The organism is Sphingomonas sp. AOB5 (assembly GCF_029433115.1).
Classification (GTDB): domain Bacteria; phylum Pseudomonadota; class Alphaproteobacteria; order Sphingomonadales; family Sphingomonadaceae; genus Sphingomonas.
Map to the genome: position 1 here is coordinate 1 of NZ_JARNTV010000007.1, position 21,911 is coordinate 21,911.

Annotated in this window: 34 protein-coding genes; 30 read left to right on the plus strand and 4 right to left on the minus strand. The window is 63.9% G+C overall.

What is annotated here, in order from left to right; translation table 11 throughout:
* From P1X14_RS04805 to P1X14_RS04840, 8 genes are all read left to right on the plus strand, one after another.
* Positions 1-928, plus strand: a 928-nt coding sequence (locus tag P1X14_RS04805; RefSeq protein WP_277314183.1) for a 2-oxo acid dehydrogenase subunit E2, incomplete at its 5' end; no start/stop codon positions are given.
* Between the two features lie 25 nt (positions 929-953).
* On the plus strand, positions 954-1,184 hold the full coding sequence (locus P1X14_RS04810) for a hypothetical protein (protein WP_277314184.1): 231 nt from the start codon (positions 954-956) through the stop codon (positions 1,182-1,184).
* Positions 1,177-1,587: an acyl-CoA thioesterase gene (locus P1X14_RS04815; RefSeq protein ID WP_277314185.1), complete on the plus strand. Its 411-nt coding sequence runs from the start codon at positions 1,177-1,179 to the stop codon at positions 1,585-1,587. Before P1X14_RS04810 ends, P1X14_RS04815 begins: the two co-directional genes overlap by 8 nt.
* Positions 1,584-2,009 carry a hypothetical protein gene (locus P1X14_RS04820; protein ID WP_277314186.1) on the plus strand — a complete coding sequence of 142 codons (426 nt, stop codon included), beginning with the start codon at positions 1,584-1,586 and terminating at the stop codon, positions 2,007-2,009. Before P1X14_RS04815 ends, P1X14_RS04820 begins: the two co-directional genes overlap by 4 nt.
* Positions 2,002-3,399: a dihydrolipoyl dehydrogenase gene (lpdA, locus tag P1X14_RS04825; protein WP_277314187.1), complete on the plus strand. Its 1,398-nt coding sequence runs from the start codon at positions 2,002-2,004 to the stop codon at positions 3,397-3,399. Before P1X14_RS04820 ends, lpdA begins: the two co-directional genes overlap by 8 nt.
* Before the next feature lie 93 nt (positions 3,400-3,492).
* Positions 3,493-3,921: an MAPEG family protein gene (locus P1X14_RS04830; RefSeq protein WP_277314188.1), complete on the plus strand. Its 429-nt coding sequence runs from the start codon at positions 3,493-3,495 to the stop codon at positions 3,919-3,921.
* A gap of 18 nt (positions 3,922-3,939) precedes the next feature.
* Positions 3,940-4,836: a hypothetical protein gene (locus P1X14_RS04835; protein ID WP_277314189.1), complete on the plus strand. Its 897-nt coding sequence runs from the start codon at positions 3,940-3,942 to the stop codon at positions 4,834-4,836.
* An 82-nt stretch (positions 4,837-4,918) separates the two neighbouring features.
* On the plus strand, positions 4,919-5,575 hold the full coding sequence (locus P1X14_RS04840; RefSeq protein WP_277314190.1) for a hypothetical protein: 657 nt from the start codon (positions 4,919-4,921) through the stop codon (positions 5,573-5,575).
* A 173-nt stretch (positions 5,576-5,748) separates the two neighbouring features.
* Here P1X14_RS04840 and P1X14_RS04845 read toward each other — a convergent pair whose 3' ends face one another.
* Both P1X14_RS04845 and P1X14_RS04850 read right to left on the minus strand, forming a co-directional pair.
* On the minus strand, positions 5,749-6,252 hold the full coding sequence (locus tag P1X14_RS04845) for a polymer-forming cytoskeletal protein (protein ID WP_277314191.1): 504 nt from the start codon (positions 6,250-6,252) through the stop codon (positions 5,749-5,751).
* On the minus strand, positions 6,239-6,958 hold the full coding sequence (locus tag P1X14_RS04850) for a hypothetical protein (protein ID WP_277314192.1): 720 nt from the start codon (positions 6,956-6,958) through the stop codon (positions 6,239-6,241). The genes P1X14_RS04845 and P1X14_RS04850 overlap by 14 nt, the downstream gene beginning before the upstream one ends.
* Before the next feature lie 210 nt (positions 6,959-7,168).
* Here P1X14_RS04850 and rpsL point away from each other — a divergent pair, with 210 nt between their 5' ends.
* From rpsL to tuf, 4 genes are all read left to right on the plus strand, one after another.
* Complete coding sequence (gene rpsL, locus P1X14_RS04855) at positions 7,169-7,540, plus strand: 30S ribosomal protein S12 (protein ID WP_029936467.1); 372 nt, start codon at positions 7,169-7,171, stop codon at positions 7,538-7,540.
* Positions 7,541-7,598: 58 nt separating this feature from the next.
* Positions 7,599-8,069, plus strand: a complete 471-nt coding sequence (gene rpsG / locus P1X14_RS04860; protein ID WP_169555825.1) for a 30S ribosomal protein S7 — start codon at positions 7,599-7,601, stop codon at positions 8,067-8,069.
* 93 nt (positions 8,070-8,162) lie between these two features.
* Positions 8,163-10,256: an elongation factor G gene (gene fusA, locus P1X14_RS04865; protein WP_277314193.1), complete on the plus strand. Its 2,094-nt coding sequence runs from the start codon at positions 8,163-8,165 to the stop codon at positions 10,254-10,256.
* A gap of 117 nt (positions 10,257-10,373) precedes the next feature.
* Complete coding sequence (gene tuf, locus P1X14_RS04870) at positions 10,374-11,570, plus strand: elongation factor Tu (protein ID WP_277314194.1); 1,197 nt, start codon at positions 10,374-10,376, stop codon at positions 11,568-11,570.
* A 133-nt stretch (positions 11,571-11,703) separates the two neighbouring features.
* Here the strand turns inward: tuf and P1X14_RS04875 are convergent, their stop codons facing one another.
* Both P1X14_RS04875 and P1X14_RS04880 read right to left on the minus strand, forming a co-directional pair.
* Complete coding sequence (locus tag P1X14_RS04875) at positions 11,704-12,096, minus strand: hypothetical protein (protein ID WP_277314195.1); 393 nt, start codon at positions 12,094-12,096, stop codon at positions 11,704-11,706.
* 94 nt (positions 12,097-12,190) lie between these two features.
* Complete coding sequence (locus P1X14_RS04880) at positions 12,191-13,219, minus strand: substrate-binding domain-containing protein (protein ID WP_277314196.1); 1,029 nt, start codon at positions 13,217-13,219, stop codon at positions 12,191-12,193.
* A 240-nt stretch (positions 13,220-13,459) separates the two neighbouring features.
* Here P1X14_RS04880 and rpsJ point away from each other — a divergent pair, with 240 nt between their 5' ends.
* The 18 genes from rpsJ (at position 13,460) to rplR (ending at position 21,910) form a co-directional block, all read left to right on the plus strand.
* On the plus strand, positions 13,460-13,771 hold the full coding sequence (gene rpsJ / locus P1X14_RS04885; RefSeq protein ID WP_169555822.1) for a 30S ribosomal protein S10: 312 nt from the start codon (positions 13,460-13,462) through the stop codon (positions 13,769-13,771).
* A 316-nt stretch (positions 13,772-14,087) separates the two neighbouring features.
* Entirely contained in the window at positions 14,088-14,846 is a 759-nt protein-coding gene (rplC, locus tag P1X14_RS04890; protein ID WP_277314197.1) for a 50S ribosomal protein L3, read from the plus strand.
* A 2-nt stretch (positions 14,847-14,848) separates the two neighbouring features.
* Positions 14,849-15,475 (plus strand): 50S ribosomal protein L4, encoded by a 627-nt coding sequence (gene rplD, locus P1X14_RS04895; protein WP_277314198.1) that lies wholly within the window; start codon positions 14,849-14,851, stop codon positions 15,473-15,475.
* The gene (locus P1X14_RS04900; protein ID WP_277314199.1) at positions 15,468-15,788 is read left to right on the plus strand and encodes a 50S ribosomal protein L23; all 321 of its coding nucleotides are present in this window, start codon (positions 15,468-15,470) and stop codon (positions 15,786-15,788) included. The genes rplD and P1X14_RS04900 overlap by 8 nt, the downstream gene beginning before the upstream one ends.
* Positions 15,788-16,639, plus strand: coding sequence for a 50S ribosomal protein L2 (gene rplB, locus P1X14_RS04905; RefSeq protein WP_277314200.1), 852 nt, complete (start codon positions 15,788-15,790; stop codon positions 16,637-16,639). The genes P1X14_RS04900 and rplB overlap by 1 nt, the downstream gene beginning before the upstream one ends.
* 6 nt (positions 16,640-16,645) lie before the next feature.
* Positions 16,646-16,921 (plus strand): 30S ribosomal protein S19, encoded by a 276-nt coding sequence (rpsS, locus tag P1X14_RS04910; protein ID WP_029936458.1) that lies wholly within the window; start codon positions 16,646-16,648, stop codon positions 16,919-16,921.
* Entirely contained in the window at positions 16,921-17,301 is a 381-nt protein-coding gene (gene rplV, locus P1X14_RS04915) for a 50S ribosomal protein L22 (RefSeq protein WP_277314201.1), read from the plus strand. The genes rpsS and rplV overlap by 1 nt, the downstream gene beginning before the upstream one ends.
* Before the next feature lies 1 nt (position 17,302).
* On the plus strand, positions 17,303-18,010 hold the full coding sequence (rpsC, locus tag P1X14_RS04920) for a 30S ribosomal protein S3 (RefSeq protein ID WP_277314202.1): 708 nt from the start codon (positions 17,303-17,305) through the stop codon (positions 18,008-18,010).
* Between the two features lie 12 nt (positions 18,011-18,022).
* A complete protein-coding gene (gene rplP / locus P1X14_RS04925) occupies positions 18,023-18,454 on the plus strand; it encodes a 50S ribosomal protein L16 (RefSeq protein ID WP_277314203.1) in 432 nt (143 codons plus the stop codon).
* A gap of 5 nt (positions 18,455-18,459) precedes the next feature.
* Positions 18,460-18,663: a 50S ribosomal protein L29 gene (gene rpmC, locus P1X14_RS04930; RefSeq protein ID WP_277314204.1), complete on the plus strand. Its 204-nt coding sequence runs from the start codon at positions 18,460-18,462 to the stop codon at positions 18,661-18,663.
* A gap of 10 nt (positions 18,664-18,673) precedes the next feature.
* Positions 18,674-18,940 carry a 30S ribosomal protein S17 gene (rpsQ, locus tag P1X14_RS04935; RefSeq protein WP_277314205.1) on the plus strand — a complete coding sequence of 89 codons (267 nt, stop codon included), beginning with the start codon at positions 18,674-18,676 and terminating at the stop codon, positions 18,938-18,940.
* An 86-nt stretch (positions 18,941-19,026) separates the two neighbouring features.
* Entirely contained in the window at positions 19,027-19,395 is a 369-nt protein-coding gene (gene rplN / locus P1X14_RS04940) for a 50S ribosomal protein L14 (protein WP_277314206.1), read from the plus strand.
* Position 19,396: 1 nt separating this feature from the next.
* Complete coding sequence (gene rplX, locus P1X14_RS04945; RefSeq protein WP_277314207.1) at positions 19,397-19,714, plus strand: 50S ribosomal protein L24; 318 nt, start codon at positions 19,397-19,399, stop codon at positions 19,712-19,714.
* On the plus strand, positions 19,707-20,288 hold the full coding sequence (gene rplE / locus P1X14_RS04950) for a 50S ribosomal protein L5 (protein WP_277314208.1): 582 nt from the start codon (positions 19,707-19,709) through the stop codon (positions 20,286-20,288). The genes rplX and rplE overlap by 8 nt, the downstream gene beginning before the upstream one ends.
* A gap of 18 nt (positions 20,289-20,306) precedes the next feature.
* Positions 20,307-20,612, plus strand: a complete 306-nt coding sequence (gene rpsN, locus P1X14_RS04955; RefSeq protein ID WP_277314209.1) for a 30S ribosomal protein S14 — start codon at positions 20,307-20,309, stop codon at positions 20,610-20,612.
* Between the two features lie 10 nt (positions 20,613-20,622).
* The gene (rpsH, locus tag P1X14_RS04960; protein ID WP_169555808.1) at positions 20,623-21,018 is read left to right on the plus strand and encodes a 30S ribosomal protein S8; all 396 of its coding nucleotides are present in this window, start codon (positions 20,623-20,625) and stop codon (positions 21,016-21,018) included.
* On the plus strand, positions 21,018-21,551 hold the full coding sequence (rplF, locus tag P1X14_RS04965) for a 50S ribosomal protein L6 (RefSeq protein ID WP_277314210.1): 534 nt from the start codon (positions 21,018-21,020) through the stop codon (positions 21,549-21,551). The genes rpsH and rplF overlap by 1 nt, the downstream gene beginning before the upstream one ends.
* Entirely contained in the window at positions 21,551-21,910 is a 360-nt protein-coding gene (gene rplR, locus P1X14_RS04970; RefSeq protein ID WP_169555806.1) for a 50S ribosomal protein L18, read from the plus strand. The genes rplF and rplR overlap by 1 nt, the downstream gene beginning before the upstream one ends.
* The last annotated feature ends 1 nt before the right edge of the window (position 21,911 follow it).

Genomic DNA, 21,911 nt, shown 5'->3' on the forward strand with positions numbered 1-21,911 from the left:
TGCCGTCGCCGCTTCGGGCGACCGCGTGAAGGCCAGCCCGCTCGCCAAGCGCATCGCTGCCGAGAAGGGCGTCGATCTCTCGGGCGTTGCCGGTTCGGGTCCGAACGGCCGCATCGTCAAGGCGGATATCGAGGGCGCCAAGCCCGGCGCGGCACCGGCCGCTGCCGCATCGGCTCCGGCAGCAGCCGCTCCTGCCGCTGCCCCGGCCGAAGCGAAGGCCGTCTGGTTCGACGACACCATCCCGCACGAAGCGGAGAAGCTGTCGAACATCCGCAAGACCATCGCGCGCCGCCTGACCGAATCGAAGCAGACGGTTCCGCATATCTATCTGACCGTCGATGTCCGCCTCGACGCGCTGCTCAAGCTGCGTGGCGAGCTGAACAAGGCGCTCGACGCGCGCGGCGTGAAGCTGTCGGTCAACGATCTGCTGATCAAGGCGCTTGGCGTGGCGCTGATCCAGGCGCCCAAGTGCAACGTCACCTACACCGGTACCGAGCTGATCAAGTATAGCCGCGCCGATGTGTCGGTCGCGGTCTCGACGCCGACCGGCCTGATCACCCCGATCATCAAGGATGCGGCGAACAAGAGCGTCTCGGCGATCTCGACCGAGATGAAGGACCTTGCGGGCCGCGCCAAGGAAGGCAAGCTGAAGCCGGAAGAGTATCAGGGCGGCACCGCCAGCCTGTCCAACATGGGCATGTTCGGCATCAAGCAGTTCGACGCGGTCATCAATCCGCCTCAGGGCATGATCCTGGCGGTCGGCGCGGGCGAGAAGCGTCCGTACATCGTCGACGACGCGCTGGGCGTGGCGACGGTGATGTCGATCACCGGCAGCTTCGATCACCGCGCGATTGACGGGGCCGACGGCGCCGAGATGATGAAGATCCTGAAGGAACTGATCGAAGCGCCGATGGGCATGATCGCCTGATCGGACCGGACAGGGGACAGAGCCAATGCGCGTCCTGATCGAAGCGATCCATATCATTGTCGGCCTGTTCGCCGCGCTGCTGATCGCTGCGCTGTCGTCCTGGGCCTATCCGCTGGGCCGCGACGATATCTGGCTGGTCACCTATGTCGCGATGGCGGCGGTGGTGGTGATGGGAATAGGACCGCTGCGCCGCGCGCTGGCCGAGGATCGCGCGACGCTTGCCAATTCGAAGGGTGGGACCGACAGCGATGGGTGACCTGCCCGAGGCTTCGGCGCCTCCCGGCGCGCCGACGGTGCGCGTCATCGCGATGCCGGCCGATGCCAATCCCTATGGCGACATTTTCGGTGGCTGGCTGATGAGCCAGATGGATCTTGCCGCCGGCTCGATCGCCTCGCGCCATTCGCATGGCCGTGCGGTGACCATTGCGGTGGAGGGGATGCAATTCCATCTGCCGGTTTCGGTCGGCGACGAGGTGTCGGTCTATGCCGAACTGGTCCATGTCGGGCGCACCTCGATGCGGATCGATGTGGAGGCGTGGCGGCGCCACCGTCATGAGGAAGCGATGCACAAAGTGACCCAGGCCTGTTTCACCTTCGTCGCGATCGACGAAGACCGTAATCCGCGCCGCGTGCCCGATCTGGAGGGCGAGCGCGCATGATCGGCTATCCGACAATGTCGTTCGTGGCGCTGCAGGGGCTGCTGGTCGCGCTGCTGATGCTGACGCCGTGGCTCGCGCTGGCGTTCGGCGGCCGGCTGAAGGTGACCGGCACCGATGTGGCGCTGTTCGTGCCCATCTACCCGGCCTTCGCGATCGTTACCGTGGCGATCTTCCTGCCGTTCGAGGGCAATTGGGCGGACATGGCGTTCCGTCCGATCATCGCCTTCCGCCCGATCATCATCGGCAGCGCGGCGGTGGTGCTGGGCACGGTGCTGACCCAGTGGCGCAGCATGTCGAGCCGGGGGACCGGCGAAGTGCTGCACCGGCTGGGTGCCGCTTTTCTGATCGGCGCGCTGTGGGGCGCGGCATGGGGTGTTTCGGGCTGGGCCCTTCAAACAATGGGAATCGCAGGCAATGGCTGAATCGTATGACGTGATCGTGCTGGGATCGGGACCGGGGGGCTATGTCGCGGCGATCCGCGCGAGCCAGCTGGGCCTGAAGACCGCGATCGTCGAGCGCGAGCTGCTGGGCGGCATTTGCCTCAACTGGGGCTGCATCCCGACCAAGGCGCTGCTGCGTTCGGCCGAGATCTTCCATTACATGCAGCACGCCAAGGATTACGGCCTGGCCGCGGAGAAGATCACCGCTGATCTGGACGCGGTGGTGAAGCGTTCGCGCGGCGTCGCCAAGCAGCTCAATCAGGGCGTCACGCACCTGATGAAGAAGAACAAGATCGCCGTGCACATGGGCACCGGCAAGCTGACCGGAAAAGGCAAGCTGACCGTCACCGGCGCGGACGGCAAGGCGACCGAGCTGACCGCGAAGAACATCATCGTCGCCACCGGCGCCCGCGCCCGCGACCTGCCCTTCGCCAAGGCCGACGGCAAGCGCGTCTGGACCTATCGCCATGCGATGACGCCGAGCGAAATGCCGTCGAAGCTGCTCGTCATCGGATCGGGCGCGATCGGGATCGAGTTCGCCAGCTTCTATAACGACATGGGCAGCGAAGTGACGGTCGTCGAGATGCTCGACCGCATCGTGCCGGTCGAGGATGCCGATATCTCCGCGCACCTGGAAAAGGCGCTGAAGAAGCAGGGCATGACGATCCTGACCAAGGCGGGTGTCGATAAGCTCGAGGTTGGCGCCAATGGCGTGAAGGCCGCGATCAAGGACAAGGACGGCAAGGTCACCACCAGCGAGTTCAGCCATGTGATCGTCGCCATCGGCATCGTGCCGAACACCGAGGATCTGGGCCTGGAAGCGCTGGGCGTGAAGACCGAGCGCGGCCACATCGTCACCGATGGCGCGTGCAAGACCAATGTCGACGGCCTCTATGCCATCGGCGACGTGACCCAGCCGCCCTGGCTGGCGCACAAGGCGAGCCATGAAGGCGTGATCGCGGTCGAAGCGATCGCCGGCAAGCATCCGCACGCGATGGACCCGCGCAACATCCCGGGCTGCACCTATTGCCATCCGCAGATCGCCAGCGTCGGCCTGACCGAAGCCAAGGCGAAGGAAGCGGGCTACGAAGTGAAGGTCGGCAATTTCCCCTTCATCGGCAACGGCAAGGCGATCGCGCTGGGCGAGCCGGAGGGCTTCGTGAAGACCGTGTTCGACGCCAAGACCGGCGAGCTGCTGGGCGCGCACATGATCGGCGCGGAAGTGACCGAGCTGATCCAGGGCTACACCATCGGCAAGACGCTGGAGACCACCGAGGCCGAGTTGATGGAAACGGTGTTCCCGCACCCGACGATCAGCGAGACGATGCACGAAGCAGTGCTCGCCGCGTACGGACGCGTGCTGCACATCTGATCCGGGCGGGAGGGCGCGTGCCCTCCCGAACCCCGTGCCTTTCCTCCTGTTGCGGCCGCGCTATGATCGGCGGGAACAAGGGGGAGGCTTGCCATGCAGTTCACCGGTATCTTGTGGCCGACATTCGCGCTGGTCGCGCTGATTTATGGCGTGTGGTTCGTGCTCTACGTCCAGCGGTTCGCGCTGATGAGGCGCACACCGCCGACCGCGGAAAGCTTCGCCAGCGGCGAGGCGGCGAAACGCTATTTCCAGCCCGCGGAAATGCCCGCGAACAACTTCATCAACCTGTTCGAGATCCCGGTGCTGTTCTTCGCGCTGGTGCCGCTGCTGATGATCACCCATCACGCGAACCATGTGCAGGTGGCGCTGGCCTGGGCCTTTGTCGTGCTGCGCGCGCTGCACAGCTATATCCAGATCGCGGTCGGCAAGATCCCGCCGCGCTTCATCGTCTATCTGGCGTCGTGCGCGGTGCTTTCGGCAATGTGGATCGGTTTCGCAGTGGATATCGCGTTGGCGGGATAGAGCTTCCGGGGGGATGGCATGATCGCAGGGTTTTCCGATTTCATATCGCGGGTGGTTTCTCACCTGAAGGAGCTTGGTGGCGCCAGGGCGGCGGCACTGGCGGTCGGGCTGGCGGGGCTCGCCTATGCGACCGACAAGCTGGTGAGCGACAAGGATTCGCTGCTGGCGAAAACCACCGGCCTCGATCGCGACTGGCTGCTGATCGGACTGTTCCTGCTCTCGGTGATGCTGGTGACGTGGATCATCATCGTCGAGTGGCCGAGCGTCCGGCGCATCGAAGGGCTGCACACGCCCGGTGAAATGGTGGATGCGAAAAGCGACGATCTCGAAGAGAAACGGGAACGCTCGCCTGCACTCACCGAAGCGGTGCTGACGCAATTGATCCCGACGCTGTTCCCGTCGGCCGAGGCGCCTGAAGAAGGCATCACCATGCCGGGGGACGATGTTCGCGCTGCCGGCGAGAAGAACCGCTACATGCTGGTCGGCCTCTATAGCCGGAAGGAGGCGCGCTTCGTCGGCTATGCTTCGTTCTGGCCGGTGCGCGACGAAATCGGGGAGAAGCTGATCAAGGGCGAAATGACCGACAGCGATTTGCGGGCCGAGCACGTGCTCGGGGAGGATGAGCGCCATCTGTGCAACTATGCGATCGTCCCGGGGATCGGCGTGATCGGCAAGACCACCAAGTTGCGGAATCATCGCGGGATCCGGCTCGTCCGCACGCTGAAGAAGATGATCGCCGCCGAATATCTCAACACGCCGGGCCGCAAGATCACGATGATCGCGATCGGCTATTCGGACCCCGGGCGCGCCTGGTGCAAATTGCTGGAAATGAAGCAGGAAAGCGAAGTCACGTACGGCGACGGGAAATACTTCCCGGTCTTCGCCAGGGCGATGACCGTGGACGACCTGCTGTGAGGATGGCGCGGCTCGGGCTTTAACGCCTCCTTAGCCCGGCTGTCGCATCCTCTACCCGCAAAATGCTGTGGGGGTGCGGTCCATGGAAACGCTGCGATACAGTTCGAAGAAGCTGCTGACGACGACGATCCTGTGCGGCGTGGGCGCCGCGATCTTCCTCTGGCTGTTCCTCAATCCCGACAGCGTGGCCCATATCCGGCGCCTGAGGCTGTTCGCGACCGGGTTCGGCCATGTGTTCCTGGCGCCTGCACTGGTGCTGCTGTGCCTGGGCGTCGCATGGCGCGGCGCGCTGATCATGGTCGGCGACCGGAAGGCAGTCGAGGCGCTCGACGATCATCTGGTGATCACCACCTGGTGGCGTTCGCGGCGGATCGCATGGGCCGATTTCGGCAATGCGGAGATCCGCCTGGCCGGATGGGGCAAGCACAAGGCGTGGGAACTCGCCATCCTCTATCGTTCCGGAGACATGTTCGGCAGCTCGACCGCCAAGCTGGCGCTGGGGACCACCGAATTGCACGAAGCGCGCTATCAGGATTTCGTCGATGCGCTGAACGCCATCGGCAGCCGCTCTGCCAGCGGACGCCCGCAGCGCAGCGTGATCGAGAGCGAGGCGCTGGCGCCATCCTCGTTCGATCCCGATGCGGCGCTGGCCCGTTACATGGCGCGCAAGGCCGAGGCGCAGGCTGCGGCGCCGGTTGTGCCTGCGGCAAGGCCGACCTTCGGCCGCAAAGGGCTTTAGAGTCTGATCCACTGATGTGGATGCGGCACCGGCCCGCTCCCCCACCCGGCCTCCCACAGAATATGCTGCATGGGAGGCCGGGCGATTCAGCAGGGCTGAATCCGACGCCAGAAACGAAAGCGGGGCGCGGTTCTCTCGAACCGCGCCCCGCTTTTCCGGTCCGGAGCGGAAGCTCAGGCGGCCTGTTCGTTCGCCGGGGCGCCGAAGGGCGAGGTGGTTGCGGCCGGAGCCACTTCCACCGGGCGCGGCGCCGGAGCGGCCTGTGCCTGGATCATGCTCATATGCTTCAGGCGGCCGTCGATATTGCCGCCATTCTCGATCGTGATGTTCTCATATTCGACATCGCCGGTGATCTTGGCGCTGCGCTCGACGGTCAGCTGCTTGACGCGGACGGTGCCTTCGATCGCACCCGCGATGCGGGCCGCCTCGGCGGTGACGCTGCCGAAGATCTGGCTTTCTGCGCCCTGTGCCAGCGAACCGCAGTTCACATCGCCTTCGACGCGGCCGTCGATGTGCAGATCGGCAGTGGCAGTGATGTTGCCCGCGACGATCACGTCGGGACCGATCACCGAGAACATACCGCGCTTCGCGCTGCTGTTGCCGCCGCTGCTGCTCTGCTGCGGCGGTGCCGGCGGCATTGCCGGGCGTTCGTCGCGACCACGATTATTGTTGAACATTCGATACTCCCCACTTCCCCGGAATCGAGTCTGTTGCCTTGATATCACACGCAGGCGCTACCCACAGGGGGTAAATGGACGGGTTTCGTTCCATAGAGGGATTGTCATTTGCAGCCCCCGACAGGGACTTAGCAGCGAAAAACCACGCGATTCCAAGCGCCGTTACGGTTAACGAACAAGCGAATTCGGGGTTAACCATGTCCGGTATCATCGCCGACAGCGCGCCGCACTGCACCATAAGCGCGACAAGGCGTTGCTCGCGATGCCGCCAGCCTACCCACAACGAGAGAATCGCGGGCAGAATCAGCGCATTCAGGCCCATTCCGGGGGCAAGCGTCGCCACGGTCAGCGCGGCAATCAGCGCGGCGATAGCCGGATCGGCCAGCGGCAGAATGGTGAGTCGCGCAAAATGCCAGGCGAGCGCGCCGAGTCCGGCAATCGCCATCAGGCCCGTCAGCACGATCGATCCGAAGCCGGGCAGGGGTGTCGTGCCGGACAATCCCAGCGCCGCGGTGCCCGCAAGCCCGCCGATCGCGCCCAGGATTGCGCCGTGCCGCACGAACAGGCGGCGTGCCACCATCAGGCGGCTGGCGGGGGTCTGGATCGAGAGCGAGCAGTAAACCATCGCGCCAGCCTTAGCGGGCAGGTATTGCCAGTCCCTTGATGGGTGCCGGATTTCGGGGCGGCAGGGCACCTCCGGCCCCATTGACCACCTACCCCGCCATCGGTATAGGCCCCGCGTCCCGCGACAGGTCCGGATTCCCGGCACCCGATTCTCGTGGGGCAAGAGCTGAACGTTGCTGGAGACGCAATGGCCCGGGGGGTCGAGGACACCCGGGGCCTTTTCGTATTCTCAAACAAGGGTTCCAGCAAAGTAACCGCCGGCCATGCCGGTAACGAAAAGGTGAAGGGCTTCATGCCGACGATCAACCAGCTGGTCCGCAAGGGCCGCGAACCGCAGAAGGCCAAGTCGAAGGTCCCTGCGATGGAGCAGAACCCGCAGAAGCGCGGCGTCTGCACCCGCGTCTACACGACGACTCCGAAGAAGCCGAACTCGGCGCTCCGCAAGGTTGCCAAGGTCCGCCTGACCAACCAGCGCGAAGTCATCAGCTACATCCCGGGTGAAGGCCACAACCTTCAGGAACACTCGGTCGTGCTGATCCGCGGCGGCCGCGTTCGCGATCTTCCCGGCGTTCGCTACCACGTCCTGCGCGGCGTGCTCGATACGCAGGGTGTCAAGGATCGCCGCCAGTCGCGTTCGAAGTACGGCGCCAAGCGTCCGAAGTAAGCCAAAGTAAGCCCCGGACAGGTTCCGGATACGCTGAAGTTTTAGAAGGAATTCAAAGATGGCACGTCGTCGTCGCCCCGAAAAGCGGGAAATCCTGCCTGATCCCGTTTACGGTGATGAGGTTCTGTCGAAGTTCATGAATTCGGTGATGCTGGACGGCAAGAAGTCCGTCGCCGAAGCGATCGTCTATTCGGCGCTCGAAACCGTCGAGCAGCGCGCCAAGCGCGAGCCGATCGGCGTGTTCCATGACGCACTCAACAACATCAAGCCGGGCATCGAAGTCCGCAGCCGCCGTGTCGGTGGCGCCACCTACCAGGTTCCGGTCGAGGTTCGTCCGGAGCGTGCACAGGCGCTCGCCATCCGCTGGCTGATCACTTCGGCGCGCAACCGCAGCGAGCACACCATGTCGGCCCGCCTTTCGGGCGAGCTGCTGGACGCTTCGAACAACCGCGGCAACGCGGTTAAGAAGCGCGAAGACACGCACCGTATGGCGGAAGCCAACCGCGCGTTCAGCCACTACCGCTGGTAAGTGCTGGTTGCCGGTCTTTCACCGGTAACAATCGTACCTATATTCCGGGGAGTCGCTTCTGGCGGCTCCCCATACCCTTAAGGAACCACGATCATGGCCCGCAGCCATCCGCTCGACCGCTATCGTAATATCGGCATCATGGCGCACATCGACGCCGGCAAGACGACGACGACCGAGCGCATCCTCTACTACACCGGCAAGTCCTACAAGATCGGCGAAGTGCACGAAGGCACGGCGACGATGGACTGGATGGAGCAGGAGCAGGAGCGTGGCATCACCATCACCTCGGCGGCGACCACCTGCAAGTGGCGCGCGGAAGAGGGCAAGGGTGAAGAGCATCTGATCAACATCATCGACACCCCCGGCCACGTCGACTTCACCATCGAAGTCGAGCGTTCGCTGCGCGTGCTCGACGGTGCCGTGGCTTGCTTCGACGGCGTTGCCGGCGTCGAGCCGCAGTCGGAAACCGTGTGGCGTCAGGCCGACAAGTACGGAGTGCCGCGCATGTGCTTCGTCAACAAGCTCGACCGCACCGGCGCCGACTTCTATTTCTGCGTTCAGTCGATCATCGATCGCCTGGGTGCGAAGCCTGCTGTCCTGTATCTGCCGATCGGCATGGAAGGCGGCTTCAAGGGCCTGGTCGACCTGGTCGAGAACCGGGCGATCATCTGGCTCGAAGAGTCGCTGGGCGCGAAGTTCGAATATGCCGAGATCCCCGAGGATCTGGCCGACAAGGCCGCGAAGTATCGCAGCGAGTTGACCGAACTTGCCGTCGAGCAGGACGACGACGCGATGGAAGCGTATCTGGAGGGCAACGAGCCCGACGTCGCGACCCTCAAGAGCCTGATCCGCAAGGGCACGCTCAACATGTCGTTCGTGCCGGTGGTGTGCGGCTCGGCGTTCAAGAACAAGGGCGTGCAGCCCCTGCTCGACGCCGTGGTCGACTATCTGCCGAGCCCGCTGGACGTTCCCGCGATCAACGGCGTGAAACTGGACGGCGAAACGCCGGACGAGCGTCCGTCGTCGGACGACGCGCCGTTCTCGGCGCTGGCGTTCAAGATCATGAACGATCCGTTCGTCGGCACGCTGACCTTCGCGCGCATCTATTCGGGTATCCTCGTCAAGGGCGGCTACCTGAACTCGGTGAAGGACAAGAAGGAAAAGATCGGCCGTATGCTCCTCATGCACGCGAACTCGCGTGAGGACATCGAAGAAGCACGCGCTGGCGACATCGTCGCGATCGCGGGCCTCAAGGAGACCACGACCGGCGACACGCTGTGCGATCCGGCGAACCCGATCATCCTCGAGCGGATGGAATTCCCCGAGCCGGTGATCGAGCTGTCGGTGGAGCCGAAGACCAAGGCCGACCAGGAAAAAATGGGCATCGCGCTCAACCGCCTGGCTGCCGAGGATCCTTCGTTCCGCGTTTCGACCGACCATGAATCGGGCCAGACGATCATCAAGGGCATGGGTGAGCTTCACCTGGAAATCCTGGTCGATCGCATGAAGCGCGAGTTCAAGGTCGAGGCGAATGTCGGCGCGCCGCAGGTGGCGTATCGCGAGTATCTCAAGAAGCCGGTCGATATCGACTACACGCACAAGAAGCAGTCGGGCGGCACCGGCCAGTTCGGCCGCGTGAAGGTGAAGCTGACGCCGGGCGAGCGCGGCGCGGGCATCATCTTCAAGGACGAGGTCAAGGGCGGTAATATTCCCAAGGAATATATCCCCGCGATCGAGAAGGGCTTCCGCGAAACCGCGGCGACCGGTCACCTGGTCGGCTTCCCGATCATCGACTTCGAGATCGTGCTGTATGACGGTGCGTACCATGACGTCGACTCGTCGGCGCTGGCGTTCGAAATCACGGCCCGCGGCGCAATGCGCGAAGCGGCCGCGAAGTCGGGCATCACGCTGCTCGAGCCGGTGATGAAGGTCGAAGTCGTTACCCCGGAAGACTATCTGGGCGACGTCATCGGCGACATGAACAGCCGCCGTGGCCAGATCCAGGGCACCGACACGCGCGGCAACGCGCAGGCGGTGACCGCGATGGTCCCGCTGGCCAACATGTTCGGCTATGTGAACTCGCTCCGCTCGTTCACCCAGGGCCGCGCGAATTACTCGATGCAGTTCAGCCATTACGACGAAGTGCCGCAGAACGTGGCCGACGAAGTGAAGGCGAAACTGGCTTAATCCGGTTCGGGAGCGGCTTTGGCCGCTCCGGGCTGGCGTAACTTGAAATCAGTCGCTATGGGGCCGCGTTCGCGATTCCCCTCAGCGGCGCGGAATTGATCCAGAAGGTAGGAAATCATGGCAAAAGCAAAGTTCGAGCGGAACAAGCCGCACCTCAACATCGGCACCATCGGTCACGTCGACCATGGCAAGACGTCGCTGACGGCCGCCATCACCAAGATCCTGGCAGAGAACGTTGCGGGCAACGCAGCGGTCGACTTCGCCAACATCGACAAGGCTCCGGAAGAGCGCGAGCGCGGCATCACCATCTCGACCGCACACGTCGAGTATGAGACCGATTCGCGTCACTATGCGCACGTCGATTGCCCGGGCCACGCCGACTATGTGAAGAACATGATCACCGGCGCTGCTCAGATGGACGGCGCGATCCTCGTGGTCGCCGCCACCGACGGCCCGATGCCGCAGACCAAGGAGCACATCCTGCTCGCCCGTCAGGTCGGCGTGCCGACCATGGTCGTCTTCCTGAACAAGGTCGACCTGGTGGACGACGAGGAAATCCTCGAGCTGGTCGAAATGGAAATCCGTGAAGAGCTCAGCAAGCGCGAGTTCGACGGCGACAACATTCCGATCATCCGTGGTTCGGCGACCGCAGCCCTGTCGGGTTCGGACGACAAGCTCGGCAAGGACGCGATCCTCGCGCTCATGGCCGCTGTCGACCAGTCGATCCCGCAGCCGGAGCGTCCGCTGGACAAGCCGTTCATGATGCCGATCGAAGACGTGTTCTCGATCTCGGGCCGCGGCACCGTGGTGACCGGCCGCGTCGAGACCGGCATCGTCAAGGTTGGCGAGGAAGTCGAAATCGTCGGCATCCAGGAAGCCGTCCGCAAGACCACCGTCACGGGCGTCGAAATGTTCCGCAAGCTGCTCGACGAAGGTCGTGCAGGCGACAACATCGGCGCGCTGATCCGCGGCGTGGGCCGTGAAGAAGTCGAGCGTGGCCAGGTTCTGGCCAAGCCGGGTTCGATCAAGCCGCACACCGACTTCAAGTCGGAAGTGTACGTGCTGTCGAAGGACGAAGGTGGCCGTCACACGCCGTTCTTCGCCAACTATCGTCCGCAGTTCTACTTCCGCACGACCGACGTGACCGGCACCATCGAGCTGCCGGAAGGCACCGAAATGGTCATGCCGGGCGACAACGTCGCGCTGGGTATCAAGCTCATCGCGCCGATCGCCATGGACGTCGGTCAGCGCTTCACGATCCGCGAAGGCGGCCGCACCGTCGGCGCCGGCGTCGTCGCGACGATCGAAAAGTAAGCTCTGCCCGCAAGGGCTGACAAAAAGGCCCGGTCTCCCTTGGGAGGCCGGGCTTTTTGTTTGTCGTCAACGCGGGCTCTTTGGAAACTCGCGCGCCGCGACAAGCGGGGGCGGGGGTTTGGGCCCGCGAAACCTATTGCGCGCGGAGCTCGGCCTTGCCGTGGCCGGCATCGATCGCCTTGTCCAACTGCTCCCGAAAGCGGTCTATTTCACCGTAGCTGGTGAGGAATTGCGACTGGCAGCTGTTCCAGTTGCCGTCGAACTCTCTTAGCGAGACGCGGACCGCCAGATGCCCGAACGAGTCAATCGGCTCGATCCGCAAGCTGATACAGTTCCAGCACCATTGCATGTCGAGCGGAGCATCTTTGCGGATCGGGAAGGCCCGCAGCGCGATGCTGAGGTCTTCAAACTCCCTTGGTGGACACCAATAGTGACACCGGGCCTTGAAATCGCCGGTGTCGAACGAGGCGAACAAGGACGCTTCGTCATCGCCGTCAGGCTCGAAGTCGAGGGAGAAGTGGGCCATGCGTCCAGCCTAGGCGGCAAACGGGTTCGCGCAAGCACCGGCGGTCAAGGACCATGGTGCTTGCACTTGCCATCTCCTTATCCGGCGGTCGCCCTCAGGACAGGTCGAGCGCGCTCAGCGGATACTCGTTCTCGATCGTCTCCGCGGAACTCTTGCGCGACGATTCCGACATGGCGATCAGTCCGATCTTCACCAGCGGGCCACCCGCGGCCGCCATCTCGATATAGAGCCGCAGAAAATCCTTCAGCCCCGGCGTGAACTTCAGGCTCGACTTCTTCACATAGAGGTACAGCGGGCGGCAGGCGGCATATTTGCCCGTTGCGATCGTCTCCGCGGTAGGCGCGATGCCATCGATCGGCGCGGCGCGCAGCTTGGTCGGGTTCTGCTCCAGATAGGAGTAGCCGATCAGACCCAGTGCCTTGGGGCTCTTCTCCAGCGCGGCGACGATCTCGGCGTGGTTCTCGCCCACTTCGACATAGGGGCCGTCGGCGCGGATGCGCAGGCAGGCGGCCTCGAACTGCGCCGGATCGCTGTTCTTCAGCAGCTCCTCCGCTTCGGGCATCGCCGCGATACAGCCGCTGCGCATGATCAGCGAAGCGAACATGTCACGCGTGCCGCTGGAGCGCGGCGGGCCGAGTACCTGGATCGGGATGGCGGGGAGCGAAGGGTTCACGTCGCTCCAGTTCTTCGCGGTGTTGGGCTTGCCGCGCGGGTTCGCCGCCAGCGCCAGGTATAGGTCCTTGCTGGTCAGCGAGAGCTTGGGGCCGTCGGTCGATTCGGCCAGGGCGATCCCGTCCAGTCCGATGCGGACCTCGATGATGTCGCCCACGCCATTGGCCTTGCACTCGTTGAACTCGGCGCGGGTCATGCGCCGCGACGAATCGAGAATGTCGCGGGGGGCCTCCGCATCCTTCTTGCAAAAGGCGTGGACGCCGTTGCCGGTGCCGGTCGATTCGATCGCGGGCGCCACGTGCTTGGCGTCCTTCTGGACGAAGGCGGCGGCGACGGACTTGGTGAACGGATAGACGGTCGAAGAGCCGGTCACGCGGATCGGTTCCGGGTTCTCGCTGCAGGCCGCGAGCGCGAGCATCGCGAGCGACAGGACGGATGTACGCCAGAGCATGTCATTCCCCTCCTTGAACAAAGGGGGCGCCGGGCACGCGCGCCCGGCCTTATCCTTGCCCCGGCGCGTTACCGGGTCATGACGTCGCGCGAATGCGACGGATAGCGGCGGGCGCCGGAAAATTCCCGCAGGGCAGGGGTTGCTTTTCACCCCCGCTTGCGCGTAGAGGCGCGCCTTCGTTTGAACAGTAACAGCAAGAGTCCCGGCAACGGGGCCCGCTCTTTCGCATTGGCAGGACCCATGGAAACGCAGAATATCCGTATTCGCCTGAAGGCGTTCGATCATCGAGTGCTCGACCAGGCTGCCGGCGACATCGCCGACACCGCGCGCCGCACCGGCGCTCTGATCCGTGGTCCCATCCCCCTCCCGACCCATGTCGACAAGTTCACGGTCAACCGTGGCCCGCACATCGACAAGAAGTCGCGCGAGCAGTTCGAAACCCGCACTTACAAGCGCATGCTCGACATCGTTCAGCCGACTCCGCAGACCGTGGACGCGCTCATGAAGCTCGACCTTGCTGCCGGTGTCGACGTCGAGATCAAGCTGGCCTGAGCCAGTTCGTCGCATCCCTCCTGCAGAGGGGTGGACAGGGAGGCGTGTCTGACGTAAAGGCGCGCCTCCACGAGATTCGGCAGGTCTCGACAGGGTGCGAATCGCATCCGACGCAAGATCGCCACTGAGGACGTCTTCGGACGAACTCATCGACAGATAGGGATACCGCCGGGGCTTGCCCCGGGTCTGCGTCCCCCGTCGTCTCCGCTTTCGAGCGGGGTCAGCCCGGACGGGGGCACGCACTATATTTTTGGGCTGTAGGCACGCCCCCGCGGGGCTTTTCTCGCGTGGGCCTCTGTTAGAGGAGTGATTGGTCATGCGCACTGGCGTGATCGCGAAGAAAATGGGGATGACCCGACTGTTCCAGGACGACGGCCGCCATGTGCCGGTTACCGTTCTGAGCCTCGAGGGCGTCCAGGTTGTCGGCCAGAAGACTGAAGACCGCGACGGTTACGTCGCCGTCCAGCTCGGCGCCGGCACCGCCAAGGCGAAGAATGTCGCCAAGCCGCAGCGCGGCGTTTTCGGCAAGGCTGAAGTCGAGCCCAAGGCAGTCGTCGCGGAATTCCGCGTCGAGGCCGATGGCCTGCTCGAAATCGGTGCCGAAATCTCGGCCGACCACTATGTCGCCGGCCAGTTCGTCGATATCCAGGGCAAGACCCAGGGTAAGGGCTTCCAGGGCGGTATGAAGCGTTGGGGCTTCGGCGGTCTGCGCGCCACCCACGGCGTCTCGGTCTCGCACCGCTCGCTCGGTTCGACCGGTCAGCGCCAGGATCCGGGCAAGGTCTTCAAAAACAAGAAGATGGCCGGTCACATGGGCGACAAGAACCGCACCCAGCAGAATCTCGAAATCGTCGGCACCGACGTCGAGCGCGGCCTGATCTTCGTCAAGGGTTCGGTCCCTGGCTCGAAGGGCGGCTGGTTGTTCGTCAAGGACGCCGTGAAGGTCGACCGCCATGCGGACGCGCCGTTCCCCGCCGGTCTGAAGACCGTCGCCAACAACAACGACACCGCTCCCGCGGAAACCCCGGCCGATACGGTCGAGGCTCCGGAAGCGACCGAAGGCCAGGAGGGCTGAACGTGAAGGTCAAGGTTCAAACCCTCGACGGCAAGGCGGCCAAGGGCGCCGAGCTCGAGCTCAACGACGAAGTTTTCGCCGTCGAGCCCCGCGCGGACATCCTGCACCGCGTCGTCACCTGGCAGCTCGAAAAGCGTCGTGCGACTGCGCGCGGCACTCGCGAGCGCGCCGATGTCGCTCGTACGGGCAAGAAGTTCGGTCGCCAGAAGGGCGGCGGTACGGCACGTCACGGCGATCGCCGCGCTCCGGTGTTCATCGGCGGTGGTAAGGCTCACGGCGCCCGCGTCCGTGACTTCAACCCGGGCCTGAACAAGAAGGTTCGTGCACTCGGTCTGCGCATGGCGCTGTCGAGCCACGCCAAGGCCGGTTCGCTGATCGTCCTGGACAACCTGGCGATCGACGCGAAGACCAAGGCGCTGACCGAGAGCTTCACCAAGCTCGGCGTCGGCAAGACCCTGGTGATCGACGGCGATGCAGTCGAGACCAACTTCGCGCTGGCCGCCGGCAACCTGCACACGGTCAACGTGCTGCCGGCCATCGGTGCCAACGTCTATGACATCCTGAAGCACGACACGCTGGTCCTGACCCGCGCTGCCGTCGAAAAGCTGGAGGCGCGCTTCAATGGCTAAGAAGCAGGCAGCCGCGATCGACAACCGTCACTATGACGTGATTGTCGCGCCGCACATCACCGAGAAGTCGACCATGGTTTCGGAGCACAACGCGGTTGTGTTCCGGGTCGCTGGCGACGCCACCAAGCCCGAGATCAAGGCTGCCGTAGAGGCGCTGTTCTCGGTCAAGGTCACCGGCGTCAACACGATCGTCCAGAAGGGCAAGACCAAGAAGTGGAAGGGCAAGCCCTACACCCGGTCTGACATCAAGAAGGCTATCGTGACGCTCGCCGACGGCGACCAGATCGACGTTACCGCGGGGGTCAACGCGTAATGGCACTCAAGAATTACAACCCGACGTCGCCGTCGCGTCGTGCGCTCATCCTGATCGACCGTTCCGGTCTTCACAAGGGTGGCCCGATCAAGGCGCTGACCGAAGGCAAGCGCAAGACCGGCGGCCGCAACAACAAGGGTCATGTGACCTCGCGCGGCATCGCTGGCGGTCACAAGCAGCGCTATCGCATCATCGACTTCAAGCGTCGCCTGTGGGACGTCGAAGGCACCGTGGAGCGGATCGAGTACGATCCCAACCGCACCGCCTTCATCGCGCTCATCAACTATGGTGACACGCCGGAAGGCAAGGCCAACGTCGCGTACATCATCGCGCCGCAGCGCCTCGCCGTCGGCGACAAGGTGATCGCCGGCAAGAAGACCGACGTGAAGCCGGGCAACGCCATGGAGCTGGGCCAGATGCCGGTCGGCACCATCGTCCACAACGTGGAGATGAAGCCGGGCAAGGGCGGTCAGATCGCACGTTCGGCCGGCACCTATGTGCAGGTCGTCGGTCGTGATCGCGGCATGGTGATCGTCCGCCTGAACTCGGGCGAACAGCGCTACATCCACTCGAACTGCATGGGCACCGTCGGTGCGGTTTCGAACCCGGACAACCAGAACACCAATCTGGGCAAGGCAGGCCGCAATCGTTGGAAGGGCATCCGCCCGCTGACGCGCGGTGTTGCGAAGAACCCGGTCGACCATCCGCACGGCGGTGGTGAAGGCCGGACCTCGGGCGGCCGTCATCCGGTCACCCCGTGGGGCAAGCCGACCAAGGGTGCGCGCACCCGCCACAACAAGGCGACGGACAAGATGATCATCCGTTCGCGTCACGCCAAGAAGAAGGGCTAACCGCTCATGGCTCGTTCCGTCTGGAAGGGTCCGTTCGTGGACCTCCACCTGCTGAAGAAGGCGCAGACCGCGCAGGAAACCAACGCGCGTGCGCCGATCAAGACCTGGTCGCGCCGCTCGACGATCCTGCCCGACTTCGTCGGCCTGACCTTCAGCGTCTATAATGGCCGCAAGTTCGTGCCGGTTTCGGTCAACGAGGACATGGTCGGCATGAAGCTCGGCGAATTCGCGCCGACCCGCTTCTTCCCGGGCCACGCCGCCGACAAGAAGGGCAAGCGCTAATGTCGAAGCAGGCAGCTCCGCGCCGCGTGGGCGACAAGGAAGCGCTGGCAGTCGCCACGCAGATCCGCGGCTCCGCACAGAAGCTCAACCTCGTGGCTGCGCTGATCCGCAACCGCAAGGTGGGTGACGCGATGAACATCCTCGCCTTCTCAAAGAAGGCGATGGCGGTTGACGCTCGCAAGGTGCTCGCTTCGGCGATCGCCAACGCGGAAAACAATCACAACCTCGACGTCGACGCGCTCGTCGTCGCCGAGGCGTCGGTCGGCAAGTCGATCACGATGAAGCGCTTCGCGACCCGCGGCCGTGGCAAGTCCACCCGCATCCTGAAGCCGTTCTCGCGCCTTCGCATCGTCGTTCGCGAGCAGGAAGAAGAGGCTTAAGATGGGTCACAAGAGCAACCCGATCGGTCTGCGTCTCCAGATCAACCGTACCTGGGACAGCCGCTGGTTCGCAGAAGGCGCCGATTACGGCCGCCTGCTGATGGAGGATCTCAAGATCCGCCAGTACATCCTCAAGACGCTGCCGCAGGCCGCGATCTCGAAGGTTGTCATCGAGCGTCCCGCAAAGCTGTGCCGCATCTCGATCTATGCCGCCCGTCCGGGCGTCATCATCGGCAAGAAGGGCGCGGACATCGAAAAGCTTCGTAAGAAGCTCGGTTCGATGACCGCTTCGGACGTGTCGCTGAACATCGTCGAGATCCGCAAGCCTGAAGTCGACGCCAAGCTCGTCGCCCAGGGCATTGCCGAGCAGCTCGAGCGTCGTATCGCCTTCCGCCGCGCCATGAAGCGTGCGGTGCAGTCGGCGATGCGTCTGGGCGCCGAAGGCATCCGGATCAACTGCGGTGGCCGTCTCGGCGGCGCCGAGATCGCCCGTTCGGAATGGTATCGCGAAGGTCGCGTTCCGCTGCACACGCTGCGCGCGAACATCGATCACGCCGAGGCCCAGGCCCACACCGCCTATGGCGTGTGCGGCGTGAAGGTCTGGATCTTCAAGGGTGAAATCCTTGGTCATGATCCGATGGCGACCGACCGTCTCAATCTGGAGGCCCAGACCTCCGGCGTGCGCCCGGCGCGCGAAGAACGCCGCTAAGGGACCAGAACAATGTTGCAGCCGAAGCGCACTAAGTTCCGCAAGGCCTTCAAGGGCCGCATCCATGGCGATGCCAAGGGTGGCACCTCGCTCAACTTCGGGTCCTATGGCCTGAAGGCGATGGAGCCGGAGCGGATCACCGCACGCCAGATCGAAGCGGCCCGCCGCGCGATCACGCGTCACATCAAGCGTCAGGGACGTTTGTGGATCCGCATCTTCCCGGATCTGCCGATCTCGTCGAAGCCGGCCGAAGTCCGCATGGGCTCGGGCAAGGGTTCGCCGGAATATTGGGCCGCTCGCGTCAAGCCGGGCCGCATCCTGTTCGAGCTGGACGGCGTTCCCGGCCCGCTCGCCGCGGAAGCGTTCTCGCGCGCAGCGATGAAGCTGCCGATCAAGGTGAAGGTCGTTGCCCGTCTCGGCGACACCTCGCACCTGGAGGGTTGATAGAAATGACCAAGGCTACCGACTTTCGGGCGAAGACCGAAGACCAGCTGACCGAGGAACTCGGCAACCTGAAGCGCGAGGCGTTCAACCTCCGTTTCCAGGCTGCGACGAGCCAGCTCGAGAAGCCGAGCCGCGTGCGCGAAGTGCGCCGCGACATCGCCCGTATCAAGACGCTGCAGAACGAGCGCTCGCGCTCGTCGGCGAAGTAAGGAAATCGACATGCCGAAGCGCGTGCTGACCGGGAACGTGGTTTCCGACAAGGGCGACAAGACGGTCGTGGTTCTCGTGGAGCGCAAGGTGAAGCACCCGCTCTACGGCAAGATCATCCGTCGCTCGAAGAAGTATCATGCCCATGACGAGGGCAACGAATACAAGGCCGGCGAGACCGTGCGCATCGAAGAGACTGCGCCGATGTCGAAGCTGAAGACCTGGAAGGTGATCGAGCGGGTCAACACCCACGCGACGCCCGCCAAGGCCGACGCCTGAAGCCATCCGGTCCCTCGGGACCGTGTTTTAGTGGAACCCCCGGGCCAGACTGGTCCCGGTAGGCCAAGAGAGAAGGAACCGGATCGATGATCCAGATGCAGTCCAATCTCGACGTCGCAGACAACAGCGGCGCGAAGCGGGTGCAGTGCATCAAGGTGCTGGGCGGCTCGAAGCGTCGCACGGCCGGTGTTGGCGACATCATCGTCGTCAGCATCAAGGAAGCACAGCCCCGCGGCAAGGTGAAGAAGGGTGACGTGCATCGCGCGGTCATCGTGCGCACCGCCAAGGACATCCGCCGCGCCGATGGCTCGGTCATCCGCTTCGACGGCAACGCCGCGGTGCTGGTCAACAAGAACGAGGAGCCGATCGGCACCCGTATCTTCGGGCCGGTCGTTCGCGAGCTGCGCAACAAGGGCTTCATGAAGATCATCTCGCTCGCGCCGGAGGTGCTGTAAAATGGCAACCGCCAAGATCAAGAAGGGTGACCGCGTGATCGTCCTGTCCGGCAAGGACAAGGGCCGCACCGGCGACGTGATCCAGGCCCTGCCGAAGGAAGGCAAGGTCGTGGTCGAGGGCATCAATGTCCACGTCCGTCACACCAAGCCGAGCCAGGGTGACCCGCAGGGTGGCCTGAAGCGCTCGCCCGCGCCGATGCATGTCTCGAAGGTCGCGCACGTGACCGCCGACGGCAAGGCGACGCGCGTCCGTTTCGAGACCCGCGACGGCAAGAAGGTTCGTGTCGCCGTGAAGACCGGGGAGGCCATCAATGGCTGACGCTTATACGCCGCGCATGCGGAAGATGTACGACGAGAAGATCGCCAAGGCGATGACCGAGAAGTTCGGCTACAAGAACGTCATGGAGATCCCGAAAATCTCCAAGATCGTGCTGAACATGGGCGTCGGCGAAGCCACCCAGGACAAGAAGAAGGTCGAGCAGGCAGCCCAGGAAATGGAGCTGATCGCCGGCCAGAAGCCTGTCATCACCAAGGCGAAGAAGTCGATCGCGCAGTTCAAGCTGCGTGAAGGCATGCCGATCGGTTGCAAGGTGACCCTTCGCCGTGAGCGCATGTACGAATTCCTGGATCGCCTGATCACCATCGCGATGCCCCGCATCCGCGATTTCCGTGGCGTGAACCCGGATTCGTTCGATGGCCGTGGCAACTATGCCATGGGCGTCAAGGAGCAGATCGTGTTCCCGGAGATCAACTATGACCGCATCGAGAAGGTGCGCGGCATGGATATCATCGTGACCACCACCGCAAAGACCGACGAGGAAGCCCGTGAGCTTCTCCGTCTCTTCGGCTTCCCGTTCCCGCTTGCGGACGGTGAGCAGAAGCAGGCCGCGTAACAAAGAGAGCTTAAGTCCATGGCGAAACTGAGTTCGATCAACAAGAATGAGCGTCGCAAGAAGCTGGTGAAGAAGTATGCCGGCCGTTATGCGAAGCTGAAGGCAATCGCGAAGGATCAGTCGCTCGACGAGACCGAACGTCTCATCGCGCGTCTGAAGATGGCCGAGATTCCCCGCAACGGTAATCCGACCCGCATTCGCAACCGGTGCGAGCTGACTGGCCGCCCGCGCGGTTACTACCGCAAGTTCCGCCTCGCCCGCGTGATGCTGCGCGATCTGTCCAACAAGGGACTGATCCCCGGCGTCACCAAGTCGAGCTGGTAAGGACTACGAGATGGCATTGACCGATCCCCTGGGTGATATGCTCACCCGCATCCGTAACGGCCAGCGCGCCCGGAAGGACTCCGTCCTGACCCCGGCGTCGAAGCTTCGTGCGCGGGTGCTCGATGTCCTCCAGCGTGAGGGCTATATCCGTGGCTATAGCGACGAGCAGATGGGCCCCGCGGCCGGCATCCGCATCGAGCTGAAGTATTTCGAGGGTCAGCCGGCGATCAAGCACGTCGCGCGCATCTCGAAGCCCGGCCGTCGCGTGTACAGCGGTTCGCAGGAACTGCCGCGCGTTCGCAACGGCCTCGGCATCACGATCGTCTCGACGCCGAAGGGCGTTCTGTCCGACGCGGAAGCGCGCGAGCAGAATGTCGGCGGCGAAGTGCTGGCGGAGGTGTTCTGATGAGCCGCATTGGCAAGAAGCCGGTTTCGATCCCGAGCGGCGTGACCGCGACGATCGACGGCGGCGTGCTGAACGTGAAGGGGCCGAAGGGCACCCTCTCGCTCACGCTGCGCGACGAGATCAGCTACACGCTGGACGATGGCGGCATCCTGGTGAAGCCGGCCAACGACAGCAAGTCGGCGCGTGCCTTCTGGGGCATGCAGCGCACGCTGGTTCAGAACCTGGTGACGGGCGTGACCGAGGGCTTCACCAAGAAGCTCCTGATCACCGGCGTCGGCTACCGCGCGAACTCGCAGGGCAAGAAGCTGAAGCTTCAGCTCGGCTATTCGCACGACGTCGACATCGACGTGCCGGAAGGCATCGAGATCAAGACCCCGGATCAGACCACGGTCGAGATCTCCGGTATCGATAAGCAGAAGGTCGGCCAGATCGCGGCCGAGATTCGCCGTTGGCGCAAGCCCGAGCCTTACAAGGGCAAGGGTATCAAGTACGACGGCGAGTATATCTTCCGCAAGGAAGGGAAGAAGAAGTAATGACCAAGGGTCTCTCTCTCTTCGAGAAGCGGCGCCGCCGCAACCGTACCGCGCTGCGTGCGCGTGCTGGTGGCCGTGCGCGCCTCTCGGTCCATCGTTCGGGCAAGCACATCTATGCCCAGGTGATCGACGACGCCGAAGGCAAGACGCTCGCGTCGGCCTCGACGATCGACAAGGACGTCAAGGGCAAGGCGACCGGCGCGACCATCGCGGCGGCGCAGGAAGTCGGCAAGCGCGTGGCGGAAGCCGCGAAGAAGGCCGGCGTCACCCAGGTCGTCTTCGATCGCGGTGGCTTCCTCTATCATGGCCGCGTCAAGGCGCTGGCCGATGCCGCTCGCGAGAGCGGACTGGAGTTCTAAG

Bases quoted from the DNA above. Each gene is read 5' to 3' on its own strand.
- P1X14_RS04810 (WP_277314184.1), top strand. From the start codon at position 954: ATGCGCGTCCTGATCGAAGCGATCCATATCATTGTCGGCCTGTTCGCC.
- P1X14_RS04815 (WP_277314185.1), top strand. From the start codon at position 1,177: ATGGGTGACCTGCCCGAGGCTTCGGCGCCTCCCGGCGCGCCGACGGTG.
- P1X14_RS04820 (WP_277314186.1), top strand. From the start codon at position 1,584: ATGATCGGCTATCCGACAATGTCGTTCGTGGCGCTGCAGGGGCTGCTG.
- lpdA (WP_277314187.1), top strand. From the start codon at position 2,002: ATGGCTGAATCGTATGACGTGATCGTGCTGGGATCGGGACCGGGGGGC.
- P1X14_RS04830 (WP_277314188.1), top strand. From the start codon at position 3,493: ATGCAGTTCACCGGTATCTTGTGGCCGACATTCGCGCTGGTCGCGCTG.
- P1X14_RS04835 (WP_277314189.1), top strand. From the start codon at position 3,940: ATGATCGCAGGGTTTTCCGATTTCATATCGCGGGTGGTTTCTCACCTG.
- P1X14_RS04840 (WP_277314190.1), top strand. From the start codon at position 4,919: ATGGAAACGCTGCGATACAGTTCGAAGAAGCTGCTGACGACGACGATC.
- P1X14_RS04845 (WP_277314191.1), bottom strand. From the start codon at position 6,252: ATGTTCAACAATAATCGTGGTCGCGACGAACGCCCGGCAATGCCGCCG.
- P1X14_RS04850 (WP_277314192.1), bottom strand. From the start codon at position 6,958: ATGGGGCCGGAGGTGCCCTGCCGCCCCGAAATCCGGCACCCATCAAGG.
- rpsL (WP_029936467.1), top strand. From the start codon at position 7,169: ATGCCGACGATCAACCAGCTGGTCCGCAAGGGCCGCGAACCGCAGAAG.
- rpsG (WP_169555825.1), top strand. From the start codon at position 7,599: ATGGCACGTCGTCGTCGCCCCGAAAAGCGGGAAATCCTGCCTGATCCC.
- fusA (WP_277314193.1), top strand. From the start codon at position 8,163: ATGGCCCGCAGCCATCCGCTCGACCGCTATCGTAATATCGGCATCATG.
- tuf (WP_277314194.1), top strand. From the start codon at position 10,374: ATGGCAAAAGCAAAGTTCGAGCGGAACAAGCCGCACCTCAACATCGGC.
- P1X14_RS04875 (WP_277314195.1), bottom strand. From the start codon at position 12,096: ATGGCCCACTTCTCCCTCGACTTCGAGCCTGACGGCGATGACGAAGCG.
- P1X14_RS04880 (WP_277314196.1), bottom strand. From the start codon at position 13,219: ATGCTCTGGCGTACATCCGTCCTGTCGCTCGCGATGCTCGCGCTCGCG.
- rpsJ (WP_169555822.1), top strand. From the start codon at position 13,460: ATGGAAACGCAGAATATCCGTATTCGCCTGAAGGCGTTCGATCATCGA.
- rplC (WP_277314197.1), top strand. From the start codon at position 14,088: ATGCGCACTGGCGTGATCGCGAAGAAAATGGGGATGACCCGACTGTTC.
- P1X14_RS04900 (WP_277314199.1), top strand. From the start codon at position 15,468: ATGGCTAAGAAGCAGGCAGCCGCGATCGACAACCGTCACTATGACGTG.
- rplB (WP_277314200.1), top strand. From the start codon at position 15,788: ATGGCACTCAAGAATTACAACCCGACGTCGCCGTCGCGTCGTGCGCTC.
- rpsS (WP_029936458.1), top strand. From the start codon at position 16,646: ATGGCTCGTTCCGTCTGGAAGGGTCCGTTCGTGGACCTCCACCTGCTG.
- rplV (WP_277314201.1), top strand. From the start codon at position 16,921: ATGTCGAAGCAGGCAGCTCCGCGCCGCGTGGGCGACAAGGAAGCGCTG.
- rpsC (WP_277314202.1), top strand. From the start codon at position 17,303: ATGGGTCACAAGAGCAACCCGATCGGTCTGCGTCTCCAGATCAACCGT.
- rplP (WP_277314203.1), top strand. From the start codon at position 18,023: ATGTTGCAGCCGAAGCGCACTAAGTTCCGCAAGGCCTTCAAGGGCCGC.
- rpmC (WP_277314204.1), top strand. From the start codon at position 18,460: ATGACCAAGGCTACCGACTTTCGGGCGAAGACCGAAGACCAGCTGACC.
- rpsQ (WP_277314205.1), top strand. From the start codon at position 18,674: ATGCCGAAGCGCGTGCTGACCGGGAACGTGGTTTCCGACAAGGGCGAC.
- rplN (WP_277314206.1), top strand. From the start codon at position 19,027: ATGATCCAGATGCAGTCCAATCTCGACGTCGCAGACAACAGCGGCGCG.
- rplX (WP_277314207.1), top strand. From the start codon at position 19,397: ATGGCAACCGCCAAGATCAAGAAGGGTGACCGCGTGATCGTCCTGTCC.
- rplE (WP_277314208.1), top strand. From the start codon at position 19,707: ATGGCTGACGCTTATACGCCGCGCATGCGGAAGATGTACGACGAGAAG.
- rpsN (WP_277314209.1), top strand. From the start codon at position 20,307: ATGGCGAAACTGAGTTCGATCAACAAGAATGAGCGTCGCAAGAAGCTG.
- rpsH (WP_169555808.1), top strand. From the start codon at position 20,623: ATGGCATTGACCGATCCCCTGGGTGATATGCTCACCCGCATCCGTAAC.
- rplF (WP_277314210.1), top strand. From the start codon at position 21,018: ATGAGCCGCATTGGCAAGAAGCCGGTTTCGATCCCGAGCGGCGTGACC.
- rplR (WP_169555806.1), top strand. From the start codon at position 21,551: ATGACCAAGGGTCTCTCTCTCTTCGAGAAGCGGCGCCGCCGCAACCGT.